The organism is Mucilaginibacter lappiensis, from assembly GCF_900155965.1.
Taxonomy (GTDB): Bacteria; Bacteroidota; Bacteroidia; order Sphingobacteriales; family Sphingobacteriaceae; genus Mucilaginibacter; species Mucilaginibacter lappiensis.
This window is the reverse complement of sequence record NZ_FTMG01000019.1, coordinates 60,941-79,442: the sequence shown is the minus strand read 5'-3', so window position 1 is coordinate 79,442 and position 18,502 is coordinate 60,941. Positions and strand designations below refer to the sequence as shown.

Here is an 18,502-nt window from a genome sequence, read left to right as displayed (position 1 = left end):
TTTAGGATAATTATCTATATAAACAAATGAAATAACATAAACAGCAACATCGCTAAAAGAATAGCTACCGGCAAAGTTAATACCCAAGCCAATGCTATATTTTTAAGGGTTTTATTGTTAAGATTACCCTTGCCTCCCGATGCAACCATGGCACCTGCAATACCGCTGGACAGGACGTGTGTGGTACTTACCGGCAGACCAAACGCTGTACTAAGTCCGATAGTTGAAGCCGCCACTATCTCGGAGGTAGCACCCTGGGCATAGTTCAGGTGTTCATTCCCTATTTTTTCTCCAATAGTAACAACTATCCTTTTCCAGCCAATCATGGTGCCTAGTCCGAGTGAAAGGGATATGGTAGCAATAACCCATATGGGCGCAAAGTCGGTAACATGTTCCAGTTCGTTTGAGGCTAATGTAAGTGTTTCTTTTTCCTCCGGGGATAGAGTTACACGGTTATCTTTTAGGAGTGCCCTGATATCTTTAACAACGCTTTCTACCTGTTTACGGTAACGGTAAGTTTTGGCGGCATCTTTTTCATTCTTCTCGGCCAGGCAGGTTTTGGTTTGATTAACCGCATCCATCAATTTTGTAAATACTATATTTTTAGATGCATCATTTTTTAATTTCTTAGCGATTACCTGTTCGGTTTGGTTCAATGCAGCAGATATCTTGCTATTCGGAATTGCATGATTGACGGCAAAGCGGGCAGGCAGAAACGCGATCAGGATCAGCATAAATAAACCTACACCTTTTTGCCCATCATTACTGCCATGGAAAAAACTCACCAATGTACAGGTAGTAATCAGCAATATTCTGATGTGGATGGGCGGCCGGTCATTCTCGCCAGAGGGAATATGAAAAAGGGCATGTGATTTGGTCACATGCTTCAGGAACAGCATGAGTAAGGCGGCCGCGCCAAAGCCAATAATTGGCGAAAGAATCAGCGATGACCCAATCTCTTCAGCTTTTTCCCAGTTCACCCCGGGGCCGTTATAGTACCAGGTAAAGGCCAGGCCTGCCCCAATCATTGCTCCAATCATAGTATGCGAGCTGGAGCAGGGAATGCCGAGATACCAGGTGCCAAGGTTCCAGATAATAGACGCTAATAGTACGGATAAAACCAGGCAGGCACCCACGCTGATGGGAAGGGTCATCAGTTTATCCAGTGGTACCAGTTTAAGAATACCCATGGCAACGGTTACGCCGCCCAGGAAAACGCCCAGGAAATTCCAGGTGCCAGACCAGGGGATTGCGTAAATTGGTTTCAGGGCTTTGGTATAAATAACCGTTGCTACTGCATTGGCTGTATCATGAAACCCATTTACGAATTCAAATCCAATAACTGCCAGAATGCAGAGGATGAAAACGACCATGAGATAACCGCTTAAATCAACCTGGCCAATAAAAGGGAAAAAAGTTGCAATAAGTGAGTGATTCATAGAACTACGCTTCTGACGTCAGATTTCATAATCTGCTGCATGCTTCTCAAATAACCACTTCTTAGGTTGCCTTAAGATCAATTTAATATTACTATATCATTCAATTACTGGTTTGGCTGATTTCTGTAGATATCGAAATCAAAGTTCCGGTAGTTATTACAAAAAGCAAATGATGATCATTAATAAGATAACGGCCGTATTCTTCAGTATAGATCTAAGAAATTTCAAGGCCGTTGTAATTTGATTTTCTACCGTACGTTTCGAGATACCGAGCTGCTGTGCAATTTCATCATTTGTTAAATTACGCATCCTGCTTAAAAGAAAAATTTCGCGGCAGCGTTTAGGTAAATCGCTTAATGAAGTTTCTACAGATTTTTCTAATTCTAAATAGGTTATATTTTCATCAACACGATCTGTGCAGTTATTTACAGCGGTGATATGATCATAATTCTCAATATATAATATGGCAGAGGATTTTTTTGCTTTTAACTTTTTATAAACATGATACCGTGCTGCAGAGGTGAGATAGTTTTTTAAACAGTCTATTTTAAACACGCTTCTTTTTTGCCATATGTTCAAGAAAATATCCTGCACAATTTCCGAACAAGTTTCCTTGTCCTTTAAATATGAAAAAGCGGTTCCGTAAATAACACTCCAATAACGTTCAAATAGCGTTTCAAACGCTTTGGTATTATTGCGTGTTATTTCCTCCCACAGTTCAGAATCGGAGCAATTGTTTAAATACATAATTGGTAAAAATAAAAGTAGGTAATTAATTCAATAATGAATTGTATTTGTTACAATTAATATTGAAGTTTTGCTATGGGGTAAAATTTATTTTTTATTTTATGTGTGTCCGGTGGATAAAAAGTCTCTACACTTCAATAACCGGATAAACTTTCATGAGCCCACAAGAATTTATTGATCTTTATGAGAAATACCTGTCTGGTAATTGTACCCCAGAAGAAATAAATCAGCTCGAGGCATATCGTGATAATTTTGAACTGAAAGATTTGCCGTGGAATGATAGGATGGGAAATAAAGAAGAAGTTAGGCTTGATATACTATACCATTTAAAAAATAACATAACTGCGTCAAAAAAAAGTTTTAAAGGATATTGGATAGCAGCCGCCGCGATGTTAATTTTTGCTGTTAGTTTACTATGGGTGATTGGTAACAGAGCTCATAACGGATCAACTGAAATAGTTAAAAATTCATCAGTAGGAACTAAAGGGCCGGTGATACCGGGGAACAACAAAGCTACTTTAACACTTTCAGATGGTTCCAATATCGATCTCACAGATTCCAAAAAAGGCTTACTGTCAAAACAGGGAAGCGTAGCTGTAGGCAAATCCGGTGAAGGCGAAATAGTGTATAATGCCAAACATGGCGAAGCAAAAAGCGTAGTTGCTTTGTACAATATAATCAGTACGCCACGGGGAGGGCAATATCAGGTTGTTTTATCCGACGGTACAAAAGTATGGCTTAACGCTGCATCTTCCATAAAGTTCCCAACGGTTTTTACTGGTCATGAAAGAAAAGTAGAATTAACAGGTGAAGCTTATTTCGAAGTAGCGAAAAATAAGGATATGCCTTTTAAAGTCGCTGTTGATCATATGAGTGTTGAGGTTTTAGGAACACATTTTAATGTCGATGCTTATAAAGACGAAGAAGTTATTAAAACCACCCTTTTAGAAGGGGCGGTAAAATTAGTAACCAGCGATCATCAGGCTTACCTAAAACCAGGACAACAAGCCACACTAAATCAGCAGCAATCATTTAATATCCGATCCGTGAATACGGAAGAAGCCATAGCCTGGAAAAATGGCTATTTCATATTTAACAATGAAAACATTCAAAGTATCATGCGGAAAGTTTCACGCTGGTATGATGTTGAAGTTGTATATAACGGTAAGGTTGATGAACGGGATTTTGGTGGTACGGTATCACGTTTTGATAGTGTTGCCGATGTATTAAAATCATTAGAATTAACCGGTACAGTTCACTTTAAAATGGAAGGAAGGAGGATTATCGTAATGCCGTAAACTTACTTATTACTACTAATAAATAAGTTACCATAAAACCAGGAGCGATTGCAGCGCCCCCGGTTAAATAGGCTTGCTTTTTAAGCAGCTAAAAGGGTAACAATCAATTGCTTCTACAACCAATTTAATTAAACCTTTTTTCAAATGTATAAAGATAATATTGCATTTCCATGCAGGAGGGTCTCCTGTGTGCCATTTAAAATTTTTAGGGTGATGAAACTTGTGTTAATTTTATTAATTACCACTATTATTCAGGTAAATGCTGCTTCTTATGCCCAAACTGTAAGTCTGAACTTAAAAAATGCTTCCCTGAGAGAAGTTATAGAAGAGCTAAGGCAACAAACCGGGTACCATTTTTTATATAAGATGCAGATGCTGGATGAAACCCGGAAGATCAGTCTTTCGGTAATTAATGAGCCCCTGGTGCAGGTACTCGAAAAATGTTTTACAGATCAGCCGGTAACCTATACCGTTAATCACAACACCGTTATTTTACGGAAAAGGATAACAGATAATAGTAGTCAAGCCCAGGCAGTAAAAATAACGGGTACAGTTACCGATGAAAAGGGCTTGCCATTGCCAGGTGTTAGTGTAAAAGTAAAAGGTACTAATACAGGAATAATTACCGATGGTAATGGTAAATACGCCATTACTGTTAATGATAATAAGGCTGTATTGGAGTTCACTTTTTTAGGGTTCACCAAACAGGAAGTTAACATTAATGGCCGTGCCGAAATAAACGTAAAGTTATTGGAAGCCCAAACCGCTTTAAATGAAGTTGTGGTTATCGGGTACGGAACGGTAAAGCGTTCGGATCTTACAGGGGCCGTGGCATCGGTTAAAGGCTCAGATATTAAAGCCCAGGGTGTAAGTGATGTTACTAAAGCGTTACAGGGAAAAATGCCCGGAGTTACTATAGAAGCAGCAGGGGGTGATCCCGGATCCGGAACCCGCATCCTGATCCGTGGGGTTGGTACTCTGGGTAATTCGGCACCGTTATACATTGTTGATGGGGTACAGGTAGCCAGTATCAATAACCTGAATCAAACTGATATTGAATCTATTGATGTATTAAAAGATGCGTCGGCTGCCGCTATTTATGGTTCAAGGGCTGCAAATGGAGTGGTATTGGTTACTACCAAATCGGGTAAGAACGGGGCACCCGTGGTGCAATTTACTTCTAACGTTGGGCAACAGAAAATAGCGCATAAGATTGATGTTCTTAATGCTCAGGAATGGGCTACAGTAAGTAATATGGCGCATGATAACGCGGGTTTACCCCGGCTCGATATCGCTAAAAACCCAGATCAGTTAGGTGCAGGTACCAATTGGCAGGATGCTATATACAGAAATGCTCTTGTTCAACAATATAATATGCTCGTAAGCGGCGGCAGCGAATCAACCAAATACAGCGTTTCTGGCGGGTATAATGATCAACAAGGCATTGTTGATGTAACCGGCTACAAACGCTATAATATGCGCGTGAAAACAGAAACCACTAAGGGCCGCTTGAAATTTGGCGAAACCGTGTTGCTTTCAAGAGAAAAGTTTATCACCATGCCAGGTGGCTGGGGTGGTCAGGGTGGAAACCCGGTAGGCTCAGCCGCAAAAATGATCCCTGTTTTTCAAATTTATGACCCAACAGCTGTGGGTGGTTTTGCTGGAGCGTATGGTCCGGTAGTTAACGTGGCCAATCCGGTAGCTCAGTTAAATCTGGAAAATATTAACCGCGAGTACACCAGTATTTTGGCTAATGCCTATGCCCAGGTAAATCTTCTGCCCGGCTTGAATTATAAAATGAACCTGGGGTATACCAATGGCTTTAACAGCAATTATGATTATGCTAAAAGATATAGTGTAGGTACACTGTTCTCTCATCCAACCAATGATATTAACCTGAGTAAAGATCAAAACGTATTAACATTGTTGGAAAATACGCTGAATTACGATAAACATTTTGGCAAACACAGCATACAAGCTTTAGCGGGTTATACCTATCAAAGCACTAAATACAACTATACTGCAGCAGGCAGGACAGATTTACCGGATGGAATTGACCAAATAGACGCGGGTGCAGGTATTTCAACTTCGGGAGGTAACAGTACAGTGAGTAATTTGGTATCGGTGCTTGGACGTGTTATCTACTCATATGATAACCGTTATTTGTTAACCGCCAGTTTCAGGCGCGATGGCTCATCCCGGTTTGGTGATGCCAATCGCTATGGTGATTTTCCTTCCGTTGCTTTAGGCTGGAATATCTCCAACGAAAAATTCTTCCAGTCGCTAACCAATACTTTTTCCACCTTAAAATTAAGGGCGAGCTACGGCGTTTTGGGCAACCAGGAAATAGGTGATTATCAATATAGCGCTGCAGTCGCTTCAAACATCAACTATGTTGTTGGTACCGATCAACAAAAGTGGTTCGGGTCAATTCAAACCGCCTTTGCATCACCTTATATCAAGTGGGAGAGTACCAAAACCTCAAACGTTGGTATGGATGTGGGCTTTTTTCACGATAAACTGAATATAACAGTTGATTATTTTAATAAAAAAACTTCTGATCTCCTTTTAAACGTTCCTATACCTGGCTCTGCTGGTTCCACATCAAACCCGGTGGTAAATGCCGGAGCCCTGCGTAATAACGGTATAGAGTTTGGCGCAAACTTTAATGATCATATCGGCAAATTAAATTATAGTGTTTTTGGTACTATAAGTGCGGTAAGAAACAAAGTATTAGCCCTTGGTACAGGCTCACAGCAAATATTTGGTGGGCAGCCCACGCATCACGGAGCTTCCAGTACTTTAACTGAAGCCGGTGGCTCTATCGGGTCTTTTTTCCTGATAAAAGATATAGGCATATTTAAGTCGCAGGCAGAAATTAATAGTTATGTTAATAAGGATGGTAAGCTGATACAGCCTAACGCTGCTCCCGGCGATGTTAAGTTTCAGGATACCAATGGCGACGGACAAATAAACGATAACGATAAGGTTAACGCGGGAAGCCCATTTCCTAATTTCGAATATGGGTTTGGCGTAAACGCTTCTATGTATGGTTTTGACATCAACCTATTTTTCCAGGGTACGCAGGGTAATAAAATTTACAATGGTTTAAGGCAGGATCTGGAAAGTACAAACCTCGATTTTAATTATTCCAAATCGATGCTTAACGCCTGGACACCTCAAAATCAATCTAACATACCAAGAGCGGTTACCAGCGATCCTAACTTTAATAACCGTACATCAACCCGTTTCCTGGAAGATGGCTCTTATTTAAGAATGAAAACCCTGCAAATTGGATACACATTAAATAGTGCACTGGTAAAAAAAATGAGGATAACTTCTTTACGGGTTTATGCAAGCGCTGATAATCTTTTTACCATAACCAAGTATACCGGTTTTAACCCCGACTTAGGGAGAACCGGGAGCATTTTTGATAGGGGGGTAGATTTTGGCCATGTGGCCTATCCGTTGGCCCGCACTATTTCATTAGGTGTTCAATTAACATTGTAATTAACTGGCGCTATTAAAACTTAAATTATGAAAAATTTAATAATTATATTTTGTATAGCTGCTGTGTTTTGTGGCTGTAAGAAAAGCACATTAGAACTTCAAAATCCTAATCAGATAACTACAGAAACTTTCTGGAAAACCGAAAGCGATGTGCAAAGCGCCTTTGCTGCAACCTATGGGCTGTTAAGGGATGTAAACGGCGGCTTTTGGGGCGTACGGGGTATTGAGCTTAGTAATGGCCGCGGTGATGATTTTTTTATCCGTAACGATGTGGCCGATTTGTATAAACTATCAACATTTACCAATACGGCCGATAATGGGCCTGCCAATGATCTGTGGAATACATCGTACCGGGCAATTTTCAGGGCAAATCAAATATTAGCTAACGTTGATAAGGTGCCTTTGAGCGCTTCGGCCCAAAAAGCTTATATAGCTGAGGCTAAGTTTTTGAGAGGGTTGAATTATTTTATCCTGGCCATTAATTTTGGAGATGTTCCACTGATATTAACCGTACCGGCTACAACGCAAAACTATTTTACAGCCAAATCCCCCGAAGCTGATATCTGGAAACAGGTGATCGCCGATTTTACAGCAGCCGGCGCCGATCTGCCCGCGTCTTATTCTTCTCAATGGGTTGGCAGAGCAACTAAGGGTGCAGCCCTGGCTTACCTGGGCAAAGCCTACGTATATACCAAAGATTGGGCCGATGCAGAAACCGCATTAAAACAGGTAACAGGGTTATCCTATCAACTGATGCCTAATTATGGCGATAACTTTATCGCTTCTAAAAAGAACAATCAGGAATCGGTGTTTGAGATTCAACTGGCTGATGTTGGCGGAACCAATCCCTGGGCGGGTGAAAATGCAAATCAATCATTAGGGGTAACTACTGCTCAGGAATTTGCACCGTCAGAAGTAAGCGGGTGGTTTGAAGTGAGTCCTACCGATAAGCTTTTCAACGAATTTCAAAAAGAAAAAACTACAAGTAATGATTTTGACCCGAGGATGTATGCCACTTTAGTTTGGGATTACCCCGGTTGTACTTTTTACAATAAACCCTTTAGTAGTTTTACACTGATATTCGGCTATCATTCTCTATTTAAAAAATATCAGAACTACACCCAAAATAATGAACTCACGGGAGCAAGTGGCGCTTCGGATTATACATCAAGTAATAATGAAAGAGCTTTCCGTTATGCCGATGTATTGTTGTTACTGGCCGAGTCTTTAACCATGCAGGGGAAGGTACAGGATGCCTATCCTTATATGAAACAGATTCGGGATAGGGCCCAATTGGCTGCCTTACCGGGTGGATATACCCTAGACCAGATGATGACCGAAATAATGCACCAGCGGATGATTGAGTTTGCCAGGGAGAACCAACGTTTTTACGATCTGAAACGCTGGGGAAAATTGGCGCAGGAGATTGGCAATAGCGATAAAGTAGGGAAGCAATTTTATGTAGCGGGTAAATATGATTATTTCCCGATCCCTCAAAATGAGATCAATAGTAATCCATTAATGAAACAAAACTCCAATTGGTAACAATCAATTGGTTATAACCTAAATTGCCTATTCACCTTTTTTGATCTGGTTACTTCCACAAACAGAAGCAACCGGATCATTCTGTTAAAATATAAATACCAATTATAAACAGATGAGAAAACTAACTTTGCTTTTGTTAATTGCCTTTTTACAATTAACGCTTATAAACGCTGTTAAGGGCCAATTAAAAAGAAGTTCTGTAACGTCAGATTACAAAATAGATCTTTCTGGTAAATGGGCCTTTCAGGTCGATTCTCTTGATCAGGGAATACCAGAAAAGTGGTATAAAAATACGCTGAGAGGTAAAATAATACTTCCGGGATCAATGACCACAAATGGGTTGGGGAATGATATTAACGTAAATACCCCCTGGACAGGGAGTATTGAGGACTCCACCTGGTTCCGTAACCCAGAGTACGAGCAATATCGCCAGCCGGGTAATATCAAAATTCCGTTCTGGCTTCAGCCCGATAAATATTATAAAGGAGCGGCCTGGTATCAAAAAAAAGTAACTATTCCTGCCACATGGTCTAAAAAGCATATTGAACTATACATTGAAAGAAGCCATTGGGAAACAATTATTTGGGTAGATGATAAGCAGATAGGTATGCAAAATAGCCTTTCTACTGCCCATGTTTTTGATCTTTCTAATGAACTATCTCCAGGGGAGCACCAAATAACCATTCGTGTTGATAACAGGATAAAAGATTTTAATGTTGGGCAAAACTCGCACAGTATTTCCGATCATACCCAAACTAACTGGAATGGGATGATTGGTCAGTTATTCCTGAAAGCTAAGCCTTTAGTATACATTGATGATGTACAGCTATACCCGGATATCAAAAATAAACTGGTTAAAGCGCATGTACAGATCATTAATCGTACCGGGAAAATAGTTAGTACTTCCATTAACTTGTTAGCTGCTTCCTCCAAAGTCACAACGTTAAAAACAGTATCAAAAAAAGTATCGGTAGCAAAAGATACCGTGGTAGAAATAACTTACCCGATGGGCGAAAAGCCATTATTATGGAGCGAGTTCAGCCCTGATGTTTATAAAATGCAGGTGAGGTTGGCTACTGCTGCAAATGAAAAAGATGAAAGATCGGTAACATTCGGCATGAGAAGCTTTTCGAGCCAGGGTACACAATTTACCATTAATAATAAACCGACATTTTTACGCGGGACTTTGGAGTGCGCGGCCTATCCAAAAACCGGTTTCCCGCCAACAGATCTGCAATCATGGATGCGGATCTTAACGATTTGCAGATCCTATGGACTAAACCATCTGCGTTTTCATTCCTGGTGCCCGCCCGACGCTGCTTTTGAAGCTGCCGATCGTTTAGGTTTTTATTTCCAAATTGAGTGTGCTTCCTGGGCCAATCAGGGGGCTTCTATTGGCGATGGAAATCCTTTGGATCAATATATCTATGATGAAAGTAACAGGATAGTAAAAGCCTATGGCAACCACCCGTCTTTTTGTATGATGAACTATGGTAACGAGCCCAATGGCAAAAACCTGGTTAAATACCTGACAGATTTTGTAGCCTATTGGAAAAAGAAAGATCCCCGCCATTTGTATTCTACTGGTTCTGGCTGGCCCATTATTAGTGGCAGTGATTATAACAGTACACCAGATCCTCGTATCCAGGGGTGGGAGCAAGGCCTTAAAAGCATCATTAACGGCGAGTCTCCCAGGGCTGATTATGACTGGACCAATATCATTAAAAAATGGCAACACCCAACAGTAAGTCATGAAATTGGTCAATGGTGTGTTTATCCCGACTTTAAGGAAATAAGCCAGTATGATGGTGTATTAAAAGCAAAGAATTTTGAAATTTTCCATGATCAGCTAAAAAAACAGGGATTGGGAAATTTGGCTGAAGATTTCCTGTTTGCATCGGGAAAATTGCAGGTTTTATGTTATAAGGCAGATATCGAAGCTGCTTTACGTACACCCGGTTTCGGTGGATTTCAATTATTGGGGTTAAATGATTTTCCAGGGCAGGGTACAGCCCTGGTAGGTGTGCTTAATCCGTTTTGGAGGGATAAAGGATATATTACCGGAAAGGAGTATAGCCAGTTTTGTAATGCGATTGTGCCGCTGGCCCGTTTGCCCAAAATGATCTACCTAAATAATGAAATATTTACTGTACCTGTGGAGATTGCTCAATTTGGGCGACAGGAACTAAGCAGTGTAACCCCCAAATGGAGTATAAAGAATGACAAAGGGGATGTTTTATTTAGAGGAGAGTTGGGGACAACAAATATCCCTTTAGGAAATACCATAAAGCTGGGTGTAATTAAGCAAGCATTAAACTCAATAACCAAACCAGCTAAACTTACATTGGCTGTATCGGTTGCCGGTTATGAGAACTCCTGGGAGGTATTTGTTTACCCAGCTGTACTACCCAAAGTTAATCAGGAAATCATGGTTACAAATACCATTGACAACAAAGCAGCTGAAACCCTCAATAAAGGTGGCAAAGTATTGTTGACCTTAAAAAAGGGAGCTCTAAAAGGAGATAAGGGAGGCAATATAGCCATTGGTTTTTCAAGCATATTTTGGAATACCGCCTGGACCCATAGCCAGCCACCCGTTACTTTAGGTATTTTATGTGATCCGCAACATCCTGCTTTTAAGGAGTTCCCAACACAACGTTATAGTAATTGGCAATGGTGGGATGCGATGACACACTCCAATGCCATCCGCCTTGACTCAGTAGCCACCGATTTGCAGCCAATTGTAAGGGTTATTGATGATTGGGTAACAGCGCAATCGCTGGGTTTGATATTTGAGTGCAGGGTTGGAAACGGTAAATTGATTGTATCGGGTATCGATTTGCAATCTGATCTGGATAAACGACCAGAGGCCCGTCAGTTATTATATAGTCTTCAAAGCTATATGAATAATGATAAGTTTGAACCCAACCTGAAAGTTGATATTCAAAAAATAAGATCATTGTACCAAACGAGACCGGAACCTAAGTAAGCGACAATACTCAAGCCATTCAAAACTTTTAAGTGTGCCAACAATTGGGTCGATTTAATACCTTTTACGATACCGTAAAGGGTATTTTTCATTTTTAAGTATATGTTTAAATCAAATAGAAGTGTTTTTTGGTTCGTGCCCAGTTAGGTTATAAGAACTAATTAACAGAATTTAAAAACCTGCATTTTGAAGCTAAAAAGCGTTTTAAACACAAAAAAGCCACTTAGTTTACACTAAATGGCTTCTGATTGCTGTGGTATCAGCTGGGATCGAACCAGCGACACAAGGATTTTCAGTCCTTTGCTCTACCGACTTAAACAGTGTTTTAAGCGGCTTTTGACCTCTTTAAACTACCGAACGCGCCAAAAACGCGCCAAAGTATGTTTACAATACCTACAATTGTAACGAGCAACGACCTAAAGAAACGTTCATACGTTACGTTCTATTTTAACAACCAAAGGATAAGGGAATACAATGGGAACAATCTAAACATCAAACTCAAACCTAATCTAGCAACTTCTATAAGCGCGAGAGATGAGTTACTACAGAGGCTTCAATTCGAGCTTCGTAAAGCCTTGGAGGTTGGGGCCTATCCCAGTATAAATAAGCCTTTAACCATAGAGCCTATTAAAGCGGAAGAACCTATTGTCATTACAGCTAAATCTCTACTAGCAGAGGCCTTAAGTGACAAGCTAAACTCACAACTCAGTAAAACCTACAAGAGAGACCTTAAAACCATTCATGACCAATTCGTAAGTTTCATGCAGCCATCAGAACTGGAAGCTTCTATTGAGTCCATAACGAAGATGCGAACAGAGAAGTTCCTATCACAATTTGGATCTTCAGGAACCTACTACATGAATAAGCGAAGAAACTTAGGAGTGCTCTTTTCAGCAGCCAGTCGCCTAATCGATAAGCCACTAAAGTCGGTAAAAGACACCAGTCGAAGAAAATCTAAAGCTAAGTTACACGAGAAATATGAGCAAAGTCAGCTTAAACCTATCCTTAATTACCTTAAAGCTCATTACCCTAACCTTTATATTTGCTGCTTACTGACCTATAGTTCATGGCTTAGGCCTCATGAGGAGATACGGCTATTAACGCTTGACAACTTTAAGAACAATATGACCGAAGTTCACCTTGGAGGTGACGAGAACAAAGGTATGAAAGTGCGGGTGGTTTATATACCGGATTACGTGAGGGCAGAACTCTCACCGGTGTTATCCAAGCTTAACCGAAAAGATAACATATTTAGTCTAGCCCCAGTCCCATTTAATGAGTCATACTTCAATACCCAATGGTCTAGGGCATATGCGAAGATGTTTGTTCTTGGTTTGGTTTATGAAGATCAAACCATCTACTCATTCAGGCATACGGCCGCTGTCAAAACGTATAGGCGCACAAAAGATGTGTTCCTATTACAAAAACTATTAGGGCACTCGACAATAGTAGTTACGCTTAAATACCTAAGAGGATTAGGTGAGCTTAATACAGACGAACTCAAAGAAGCAGCACCACAGCTTGACTGACGATTACTAAATAATGAGCAGGACATGGAAGTGTCCTGCTTTTTTTATAATATAGCGACATGGGTTACGCTATCAAACTACAAGTGCATCCAGCACTGATTAAAAAGTACAATCTTGGATTTCAGTATGGGGTGGAGACATTGGATGAAGCTATTAAAGCGAATGAGTTGCTACCTGCTGTTTTTGAAGACGATGTAATTGGTAGAGAAGAAGAGGGGAATCGAATTGAATATGGATTTAAGAAAATAGTTGAGAGTTATGGTATTAAAGAACATTATGATGACGTACTATACAACATACTATGTGAGCATGAAACAGCGGTAATAAAATATACTAATGCTGATGATATGAGGACGGATGGCGAGAGTAAGTCATTGAAGCGTAAGGCAAAAGAGATAGCTCAGCTACTTCAAATATACAATGAGAACCCTAACGAAAAGCAGATCGAGGTAAAGTTTACACCAAGTAAAGGAGAGTCACTTAAAGTTAAGTCCAAAGAGTTTAACCAATGGATTCACCGCGTCATCAAGGATGCTCTTAACGAAGCTAATTTCCCCATGGATGAGTTAGCTAACTATTTAATGTTTCTAATTCCTGATGATAACGGCTTGCTTGATGAAACGCTCGTTAAGCAAGCAGCTGAATTGCCCATTACAGCATTAAGCAGAGATAAGACTAAAATTGTAACAGAGTTCCTGTTGAGCATCCATTACTTTATATCCCAAGAGGGAATATTCTCACAGGAGCCAGGGGTTAAGTACTCCAATGCTTCACTTCTATTTCTTTATGAAGTAGCGGTGTTGTTTCGATGGATAGTTTCTAAACATGAAACAACTGAAAAAGCAGATTATATGCATAGTCTATTTGCCAATTACCACAAACGTAATGCGCTATCTTATAGGGCTATATGATATTTTAATTTCTCCAAAATAGTATTGCCCCCAGCCTTAGCGAGTCTTCACACCTTTGTTCAAGCGAAAGCAATTTGGCTTCGCTAGAACAAAACAAGATGAGCATTTTTAGTATGCTTCACGAAGGGTCCGAGGGATCAGGTCGTGATAACCAACAAGGCACAGTTAGTGCAAAACAATATTTAGGATTGGAAACAGGAAAGTCCTATAGTACTCCAAAAGTCTTTTTAGCTTACTGTCTATCTCTAAGAGAAATTGAGTTGAAAGACTTAGAAGTTATCATTAGGTGCATGAATGAACGGCTAAGAATTAACCGATTCACACCCGAAAGGCCTGATAAAATAGGTAAGCTTTACAGCTACCTTAACTTCACGAGAGCATACGCAAATGAAACGGGTAAGCTTATTCTTGAAGCAGGAATGAAGGAATTGCTAGATGACTACATCAATGGAAAGGCAATTGTGACGTTTACGTTAACTGAGCTTATTGATGAATCCAAAAAGCACTAAATGTGCTTATACCAGTGGGGCAGTCGCTCCACTGGTTAATTAACCAACAACATTTTTTAAATCACCACAACGGCTTATATAGCCGTATGGGCAAACTATAATCCAATGACGCCGAGATACAAACAGGTTAAACTAAATGAAGGTCAATTTCTTGACCAGATTGAACCCTTCAAATCAAAGGGGATACCAACAGACCACATTATACACAAGACAGTAACAGGCTGTGGAGTAACAACGCTTGAAATTATGTTCCCACGCCATAGCATCATCATATTACCTAATGTCCCGGTGATAAAGGGCAAGGTTGATGAACATAACGAAAAGGCCGATAAGAATCATCGTATTCAGGGTGTTTATAAAGGGATCAGTACAGAAGCGATTGAGAAGTATCTAAAGTCTGATGCTGTCCACAAGAAAATACTTACAACACCAGAGGGATTTGTAACAAAGGTAATAGATGCATTTGGGGAGGACACAAGCATTATGCTTAATGCCTTCTTCCTGCTGTTTGATGAGTGTGAACGCATCATCACTGATATAAGCTATAGAGGCAACATCGCTGCACCTATCCAGTATTTCTTCAAGTTTAAAAATAAAGCAATGGTATCAGCCACAACACTACTATTCAGCGATTCAAGGTTTGACACATTCAAACATATCGTAATTGAGCCTACGTATGACTATAGCAAACCTATCATAGTAGTTGAAACAAACAATGTACTTGAATCATTTAGACGTTATGTAGAGGATTTAAATAGTGAACGTATGGCTATCTTCCTTAACTCAACCAATACTATATTCGCAATCATAGATGCTATGGGCATCAAAGACGAAAGCTATGTTTTCTGTGGCCGCGATAGCGTAAATAAACTACGTAGCAAGCACTTTTATAATGCTACGCATTTGCTGGATTTAGAAGATATGAAAAAGTACAACTTCTTTACCAGCCGTTTCTTTTCTGCGGTGGACATTAAAGCTAAGCATAAGCCTGATCTTATACTGATGACAGATGTTTATTTTGCCGAGCACTCCATCCTCGACCCACCCACAGAAGTAATACAGATTAGTGGCCGATACCGAAACGGCATCAAGAGTCTTGCACATATCAGTAACTTCAATCCACACTTGGTATCAAAGACTGAAACAGAATCGAGATATTATTTGCAAGGTTGCTTTGATACTTATAAGGGCTTCAAGAAAAGCTACAGCCGAGAAACCCACCCGGGAAGTAAAGACACACTAAAAGCGGCGATTGATAGCTCGCCAGTACATGGCTTCTTTGATGAGGGGATACTTAATAGTTTTATGGTTGACAACTTCATTTCAGAGGAGAGGGTAAAAGGCTATTACCAAAGGTCAGCTAATCTGATGAAGATATACACAGGAAGTAAGCACTTCAAGCCGACATTTAAGAAAGAAGATTATGCTCTGGGGGATTATGAAACATTAAGAAGAGGAATGAAGATGTTACAGAAAGACCTGCGAAAAGAAATCGCAAATCAGATACATAAGCTTACTTCAAGAGTTGGGCATTATGCGCTCGAACCGGAGGGGGTTCGAGAGTACCTGCGAAATAAATTTCCATTAATCGCTATGGCTTATGATCTGATAGGAATAGAAGGGCTTGAAAAAACCGGATATGTAGAGAGTGAAATAAGGAAGGCAATTAGAATAGCCGAAAAGCTGGAACTTCACAAAAGATTGGCTATGGAGGTATACAATATATTTGATGAACATACATCTCCCCCAGACCCCATAATTATAAATAAACTCCGTATAATATATTTGGCGAACGGAGTTGATGAAAGAGCTTGCGCTTCCCATATTCTTAGGTTTTTTAATGGGCAGCGTAGCACTAAAGATGGTCAGCACATTCATCACTTACGTGACAGGAAGATATGAATTATGCTTACCCCTCCCTACAATCTATCTATCAATCCAACATCATTAAGTTTTTAACTTTTATACGGGGAGGTAAAAAACTTGGATTGGTTAGAATAACAAAGCAAGGCTACCCGAGGGTGGCTTTCTTTGTTTACAAGCTACACATTGCTGAGTTAAGGCTTAAAACATGCGTTTTACATGGTTTAAGGCTAAGATGATACAAATTGCCAGTCTCAGCCTTTAAGAAGCCAGGCAACGCTTTTACTGAGGTATACAAACGTAAAGCTTCTATAAGATATCTATCAATTGCAATATACTTGTACATTCAGATAGTGTTATTTTTGATGTAGGAAACCTAAGATTAATTGCAGCATATACTTCCTGAATACAATTTGCAGCCTGTGAGTAGGGGATATTCTCGAGCCTTAGAACCTGTTTCACTAAGGAAACGTGATTTTCCTTTCGCATTGATTCCATAATTTCATGTTCTGGTGCTGTCTTGTTGAATTTCATCCTTAGTTGGGCAAGCATATCCTCATTGTCAGGTTTTGTGTCCTGTGTTTTAGAAATAGTTTTCTGCAAGCCTCTAACAGCTTGCAATATCTCGCCTAAGATATCTTCATCGGTACGCTCAGGGACATTAGTCTCAACTGCCGGAGTTGCTTTTAAATCTGTTTCTAAAGATGGCCAATGTAGGTCAAAGTTCTTTCTCAATGGGCTTTCGCTAAGGTTTGCTTCCTCGGCTTGTGATAACATTATATTGATATCTGATATCAATCGAAACACATCTTCCTTATCAAATTTAGTATTCTGGAATGATGATAGAGGGTTAGTAACATCACGCTCCTTAACATCAAATAGGAAAGTACAATTCCTTGAACCTTCTTTACTACTAATGGCACCTGCTTCGTAGTGCAAATATTGCGATGTTATATTGTCCTTCGTTAAGCAAAGTATACATACCGTAGATTCCTTTAGTGCAAGTGATAGTTTATCATCCCACTTCTCACCCTTTGCAATATCAACAGATATCCAAGGCTTTACTGCTTGTAAAACTAACGGCAGCCAATCTCTTAACGATATAGCAATATGTTTACTTCTTGGACCTGACCAGCTTAGAAATACTTTCATAAAATGTTTTAAGTAATAAGGATAAGTAGGATGCAATGTAGGATTTTAATTTAATTCTTGGAGTGCTGATGCAAAACTCCCCACGTCTTATTTATTGGGTACACCTTTAAGGTATTAGCTAAAACTTAATAGCCGCTACTACTAAAGCTCGCCCCCCTTGGTCAATCCTATAGCTCATTCTACCCATAGCGAAAACTAATTCCAGTTCTTAACCTCATTTGTACCTTACGAGCATATAGAGGCTTGATTTGCAGCCCCGGCCTTGTTAGTAAGGCAAAGAGCAAAGTATATCGCTTGCTTTCAGCCACAGGCTGCCTGCAAATCAAAAGCAGTTGCAACCTGAAAAGGTTGAACGCACCTGCTTAGACTATAGTAACACTGCCTAGCAGCACTCACTTTGCCCTTCCTTACTTTTTATAAGCTTAGACTATTAAGCTACACCCAATCAGCACTTGCTGTAAACCAACCATGCTAACCCACTTAAAATATATAGATAATGCACAATCCAAGCACCACTACAAGCAAAAAGGCTATGTCAGCCTATAACATGGCAGTCAAGACAGCTTACTTTAAATTATTAAAGGCAGCTACCCAGCTCATAGCTACCGTAGAACAACACGAGCTACGCTGCACACTACAAAGGGAAATCAAATCAGAGATTAGCCTCGGCAGTAAGGTACACGAGGTCATATCACCAATAATCTACCTTAGTTTAGAATGCAACGATGCTGATAGGCTCTCTATACACTTTGGCTTTGAGCTGTTCCAAGGAGACAGTGAGTACGCTCATATTACCTCTCGTTTCATACGCATGCTTTACAAGCTTACTGCTGTTGAACAGACTGGCATCAACATAGAAGATTGCATCAGTACGGACTATGTGCTTACAAGCTGCTCTGAGCTTTATGAGGTAATCGAGGATAGTCCATTTAAGGAGCACACCTTCAAACTGATCAAGCATAAGGTGACAGCAGCACAAAGAAAACAACGGTTGTCAGTAGCATAGCTGA

General features: G+C 40.1%; 12 protein-coding genes. 9 read left to right on the top strand and 3 right to left on the bottom strand.

Annotated elements, in window-relative coordinates; translation table 11 throughout:
* Positions 1–14 precede the first annotated feature (14 nt).
* Positions 15–1,439, bottom strand: a complete 1,425-nt coding sequence (locus BW976_RS25690; RefSeq protein WP_084192355.1) for an inorganic phosphate transporter — start codon at positions 1,437–1,439, stop codon at positions 15–17.
* 156 nt (positions 1,440–1,595) lie between these two features.
* The gene (locus BW976_RS25685; RefSeq protein ID WP_076377971.1) at positions 1,596–2,186 is read right to left on the bottom strand and encodes an RNA polymerase sigma factor; all 591 of its coding nucleotides are present in this window, start codon (positions 2,184–2,186) and stop codon (positions 1,596–1,598) included.
* Positions 2,187–2,341: 155 nt separating this feature from the next.
* Here BW976_RS25685 and BW976_RS25680 point away from each other — a divergent pair, with 155 nt between their 5' ends.
* The 8 genes from BW976_RS25680 to BW976_RS25640 all read left to right on the top strand — a co-directional run bounded on the left by BW976_RS25680 (position 2,342) and on the right by BW976_RS25640 (position 16,379).
* Positions 2,342–3,484 (top strand): FecR family protein, encoded by a 1,143-nt coding sequence (locus BW976_RS25680; protein ID WP_076377969.1) that lies wholly within the window; start codon positions 2,342–2,344, stop codon positions 3,482–3,484.
* A 213-nt stretch (positions 3,485–3,697) separates the two neighbouring features.
* Positions 3,698–6,994, top strand: a complete 3,297-nt coding sequence (locus BW976_RS25675) for a SusC/RagA family TonB-linked outer membrane protein (RefSeq protein ID WP_175614180.1) — start codon at positions 3,698–3,700, stop codon at positions 6,992–6,994.
* 27 nt (positions 6,995–7,021) lie between these two features.
* Complete coding sequence (locus tag BW976_RS25670; RefSeq protein WP_076377965.1) at positions 7,022–8,539, top strand: RagB/SusD family nutrient uptake outer membrane protein; 1,518 nt, start codon at positions 7,022–7,024, stop codon at positions 8,537–8,539.
* Between the two features lie 112 nt (positions 8,540–8,651).
* Positions 8,652–11,528: a sugar-binding domain-containing protein gene (locus tag BW976_RS25665; RefSeq protein WP_084192354.1), complete on the top strand. Its 2,877-nt coding sequence runs from the start codon at positions 8,652–8,654 to the stop codon at positions 11,526–11,528.
* 857 nt (positions 11,529–12,385) lie between these two features.
* Entirely contained in the window at positions 12,386–13,057 is a 672-nt protein-coding gene (locus BW976_RS29580; RefSeq protein WP_175614179.1) for a tyrosine-type recombinase/integrase, read from the top strand.
* A gap of 59 nt (positions 13,058–13,116) precedes the next feature.
* Positions 13,117–13,968 (top strand): hypothetical protein, encoded by an 852-nt coding sequence (locus BW976_RS25650; protein WP_076377961.1) that lies wholly within the window; start codon positions 13,117–13,119, stop codon positions 13,966–13,968.
* 98 nt (positions 13,969–14,066) lie between these two features.
* Positions 14,067–14,477 carry a hypothetical protein gene (locus BW976_RS25645; protein ID WP_076377959.1) on the top strand — a complete coding sequence of 137 codons (411 nt, stop codon included), beginning with the start codon at positions 14,067–14,069 and terminating at the stop codon, positions 14,475–14,477.
* Positions 14,478–14,582: 105 nt separating this feature from the next.
* Positions 14,583–16,379, top strand: a complete 1,797-nt coding sequence (locus BW976_RS25640) for a hypothetical protein (RefSeq protein ID WP_076377957.1) — start codon at positions 14,583–14,585, stop codon at positions 16,377–16,379.
* Between the two features lie 270 nt (positions 16,380–16,649).
* Here the strand turns inward: BW976_RS25640 and BW976_RS25635 are convergent, their stop codons facing one another.
* Positions 16,650–17,492 carry a TIR domain-containing protein gene (locus BW976_RS25635; protein WP_076377955.1) on the bottom strand — a complete coding sequence of 281 codons (843 nt, stop codon included), beginning with the start codon at positions 17,490–17,492 and terminating at the stop codon, positions 16,650–16,652.
* A 496-nt stretch (positions 17,493–17,988) separates the two neighbouring features.
* Here BW976_RS25635 and BW976_RS25630 point away from each other — a divergent pair, with 496 nt between their 5' ends.
* Positions 17,989–18,498 carry a hypothetical protein gene (locus BW976_RS25630; protein WP_076377953.1) on the top strand — a complete coding sequence of 170 codons (510 nt, stop codon included), beginning with the start codon at positions 17,989–17,991 and terminating at the stop codon, positions 18,496–18,498.
* The last annotated feature ends 4 nt before the right edge of the window (positions 18,499–18,502 follow it).

Excerpts from the sequence above, each read along its gene's own strand:
- BW976_RS25690 (WP_084192355.1), bottom strand. The coding sequence starts at position 1,439 with ATGAATCACTCACTTATTGCAACTTTTTTCCCTTTTATTGGCCAGGTT.
- BW976_RS25685 (WP_076377971.1), bottom strand. The coding sequence starts at position 2,186 with ATGTATTTAAACAATTGCTCCGATTCTGAACTGTGGGAGGAAATAACA.
- BW976_RS25680 (WP_076377969.1), top strand. The coding sequence starts at position 2,342 with ATGAGCCCACAAGAATTTATTGATCTTTATGAGAAATACCTGTCTGGT.
- BW976_RS25675 (WP_175614180.1), top strand. The coding sequence starts at position 3,698 with ATGAAACTTGTGTTAATTTTATTAATTACCACTATTATTCAGGTAAAT.
- BW976_RS25670 (WP_076377965.1), top strand. The coding sequence starts at position 7,022 with ATGAAAAATTTAATAATTATATTTTGTATAGCTGCTGTGTTTTGTGGC.
- BW976_RS25665 (WP_084192354.1), top strand. The coding sequence starts at position 8,652 with ATGAGAAAACTAACTTTGCTTTTGTTAATTGCCTTTTTACAATTAACG.
- BW976_RS29580 (WP_175614179.1), top strand. The coding sequence starts at position 12,386 with ATGAATAAGCGAAGAAACTTAGGAGTGCTCTTTTCAGCAGCCAGTCGC.
- BW976_RS25650 (WP_076377961.1), top strand. The coding sequence starts at position 13,117 with ATGGGTTACGCTATCAAACTACAAGTGCATCCAGCACTGATTAAAAAG.
- BW976_RS25645 (WP_076377959.1), top strand. The coding sequence starts at position 14,067 with ATGAGCATTTTTAGTATGCTTCACGAAGGGTCCGAGGGATCAGGTCGT.
- BW976_RS25640 (WP_076377957.1), top strand. The coding sequence starts at position 14,583 with ATGACGCCGAGATACAAACAGGTTAAACTAAATGAAGGTCAATTTCTT.
- BW976_RS25635 (WP_076377955.1), bottom strand. The coding sequence starts at position 17,492 with ATGAAAGTATTTCTAAGCTGGTCAGGTCCAAGAAGTAAACATATTGCT.
- BW976_RS25630 (WP_076377953.1), top strand. The coding sequence starts at position 17,989 with ATGCACAATCCAAGCACCACTACAAGCAAAAAGGCTATGTCAGCCTAT.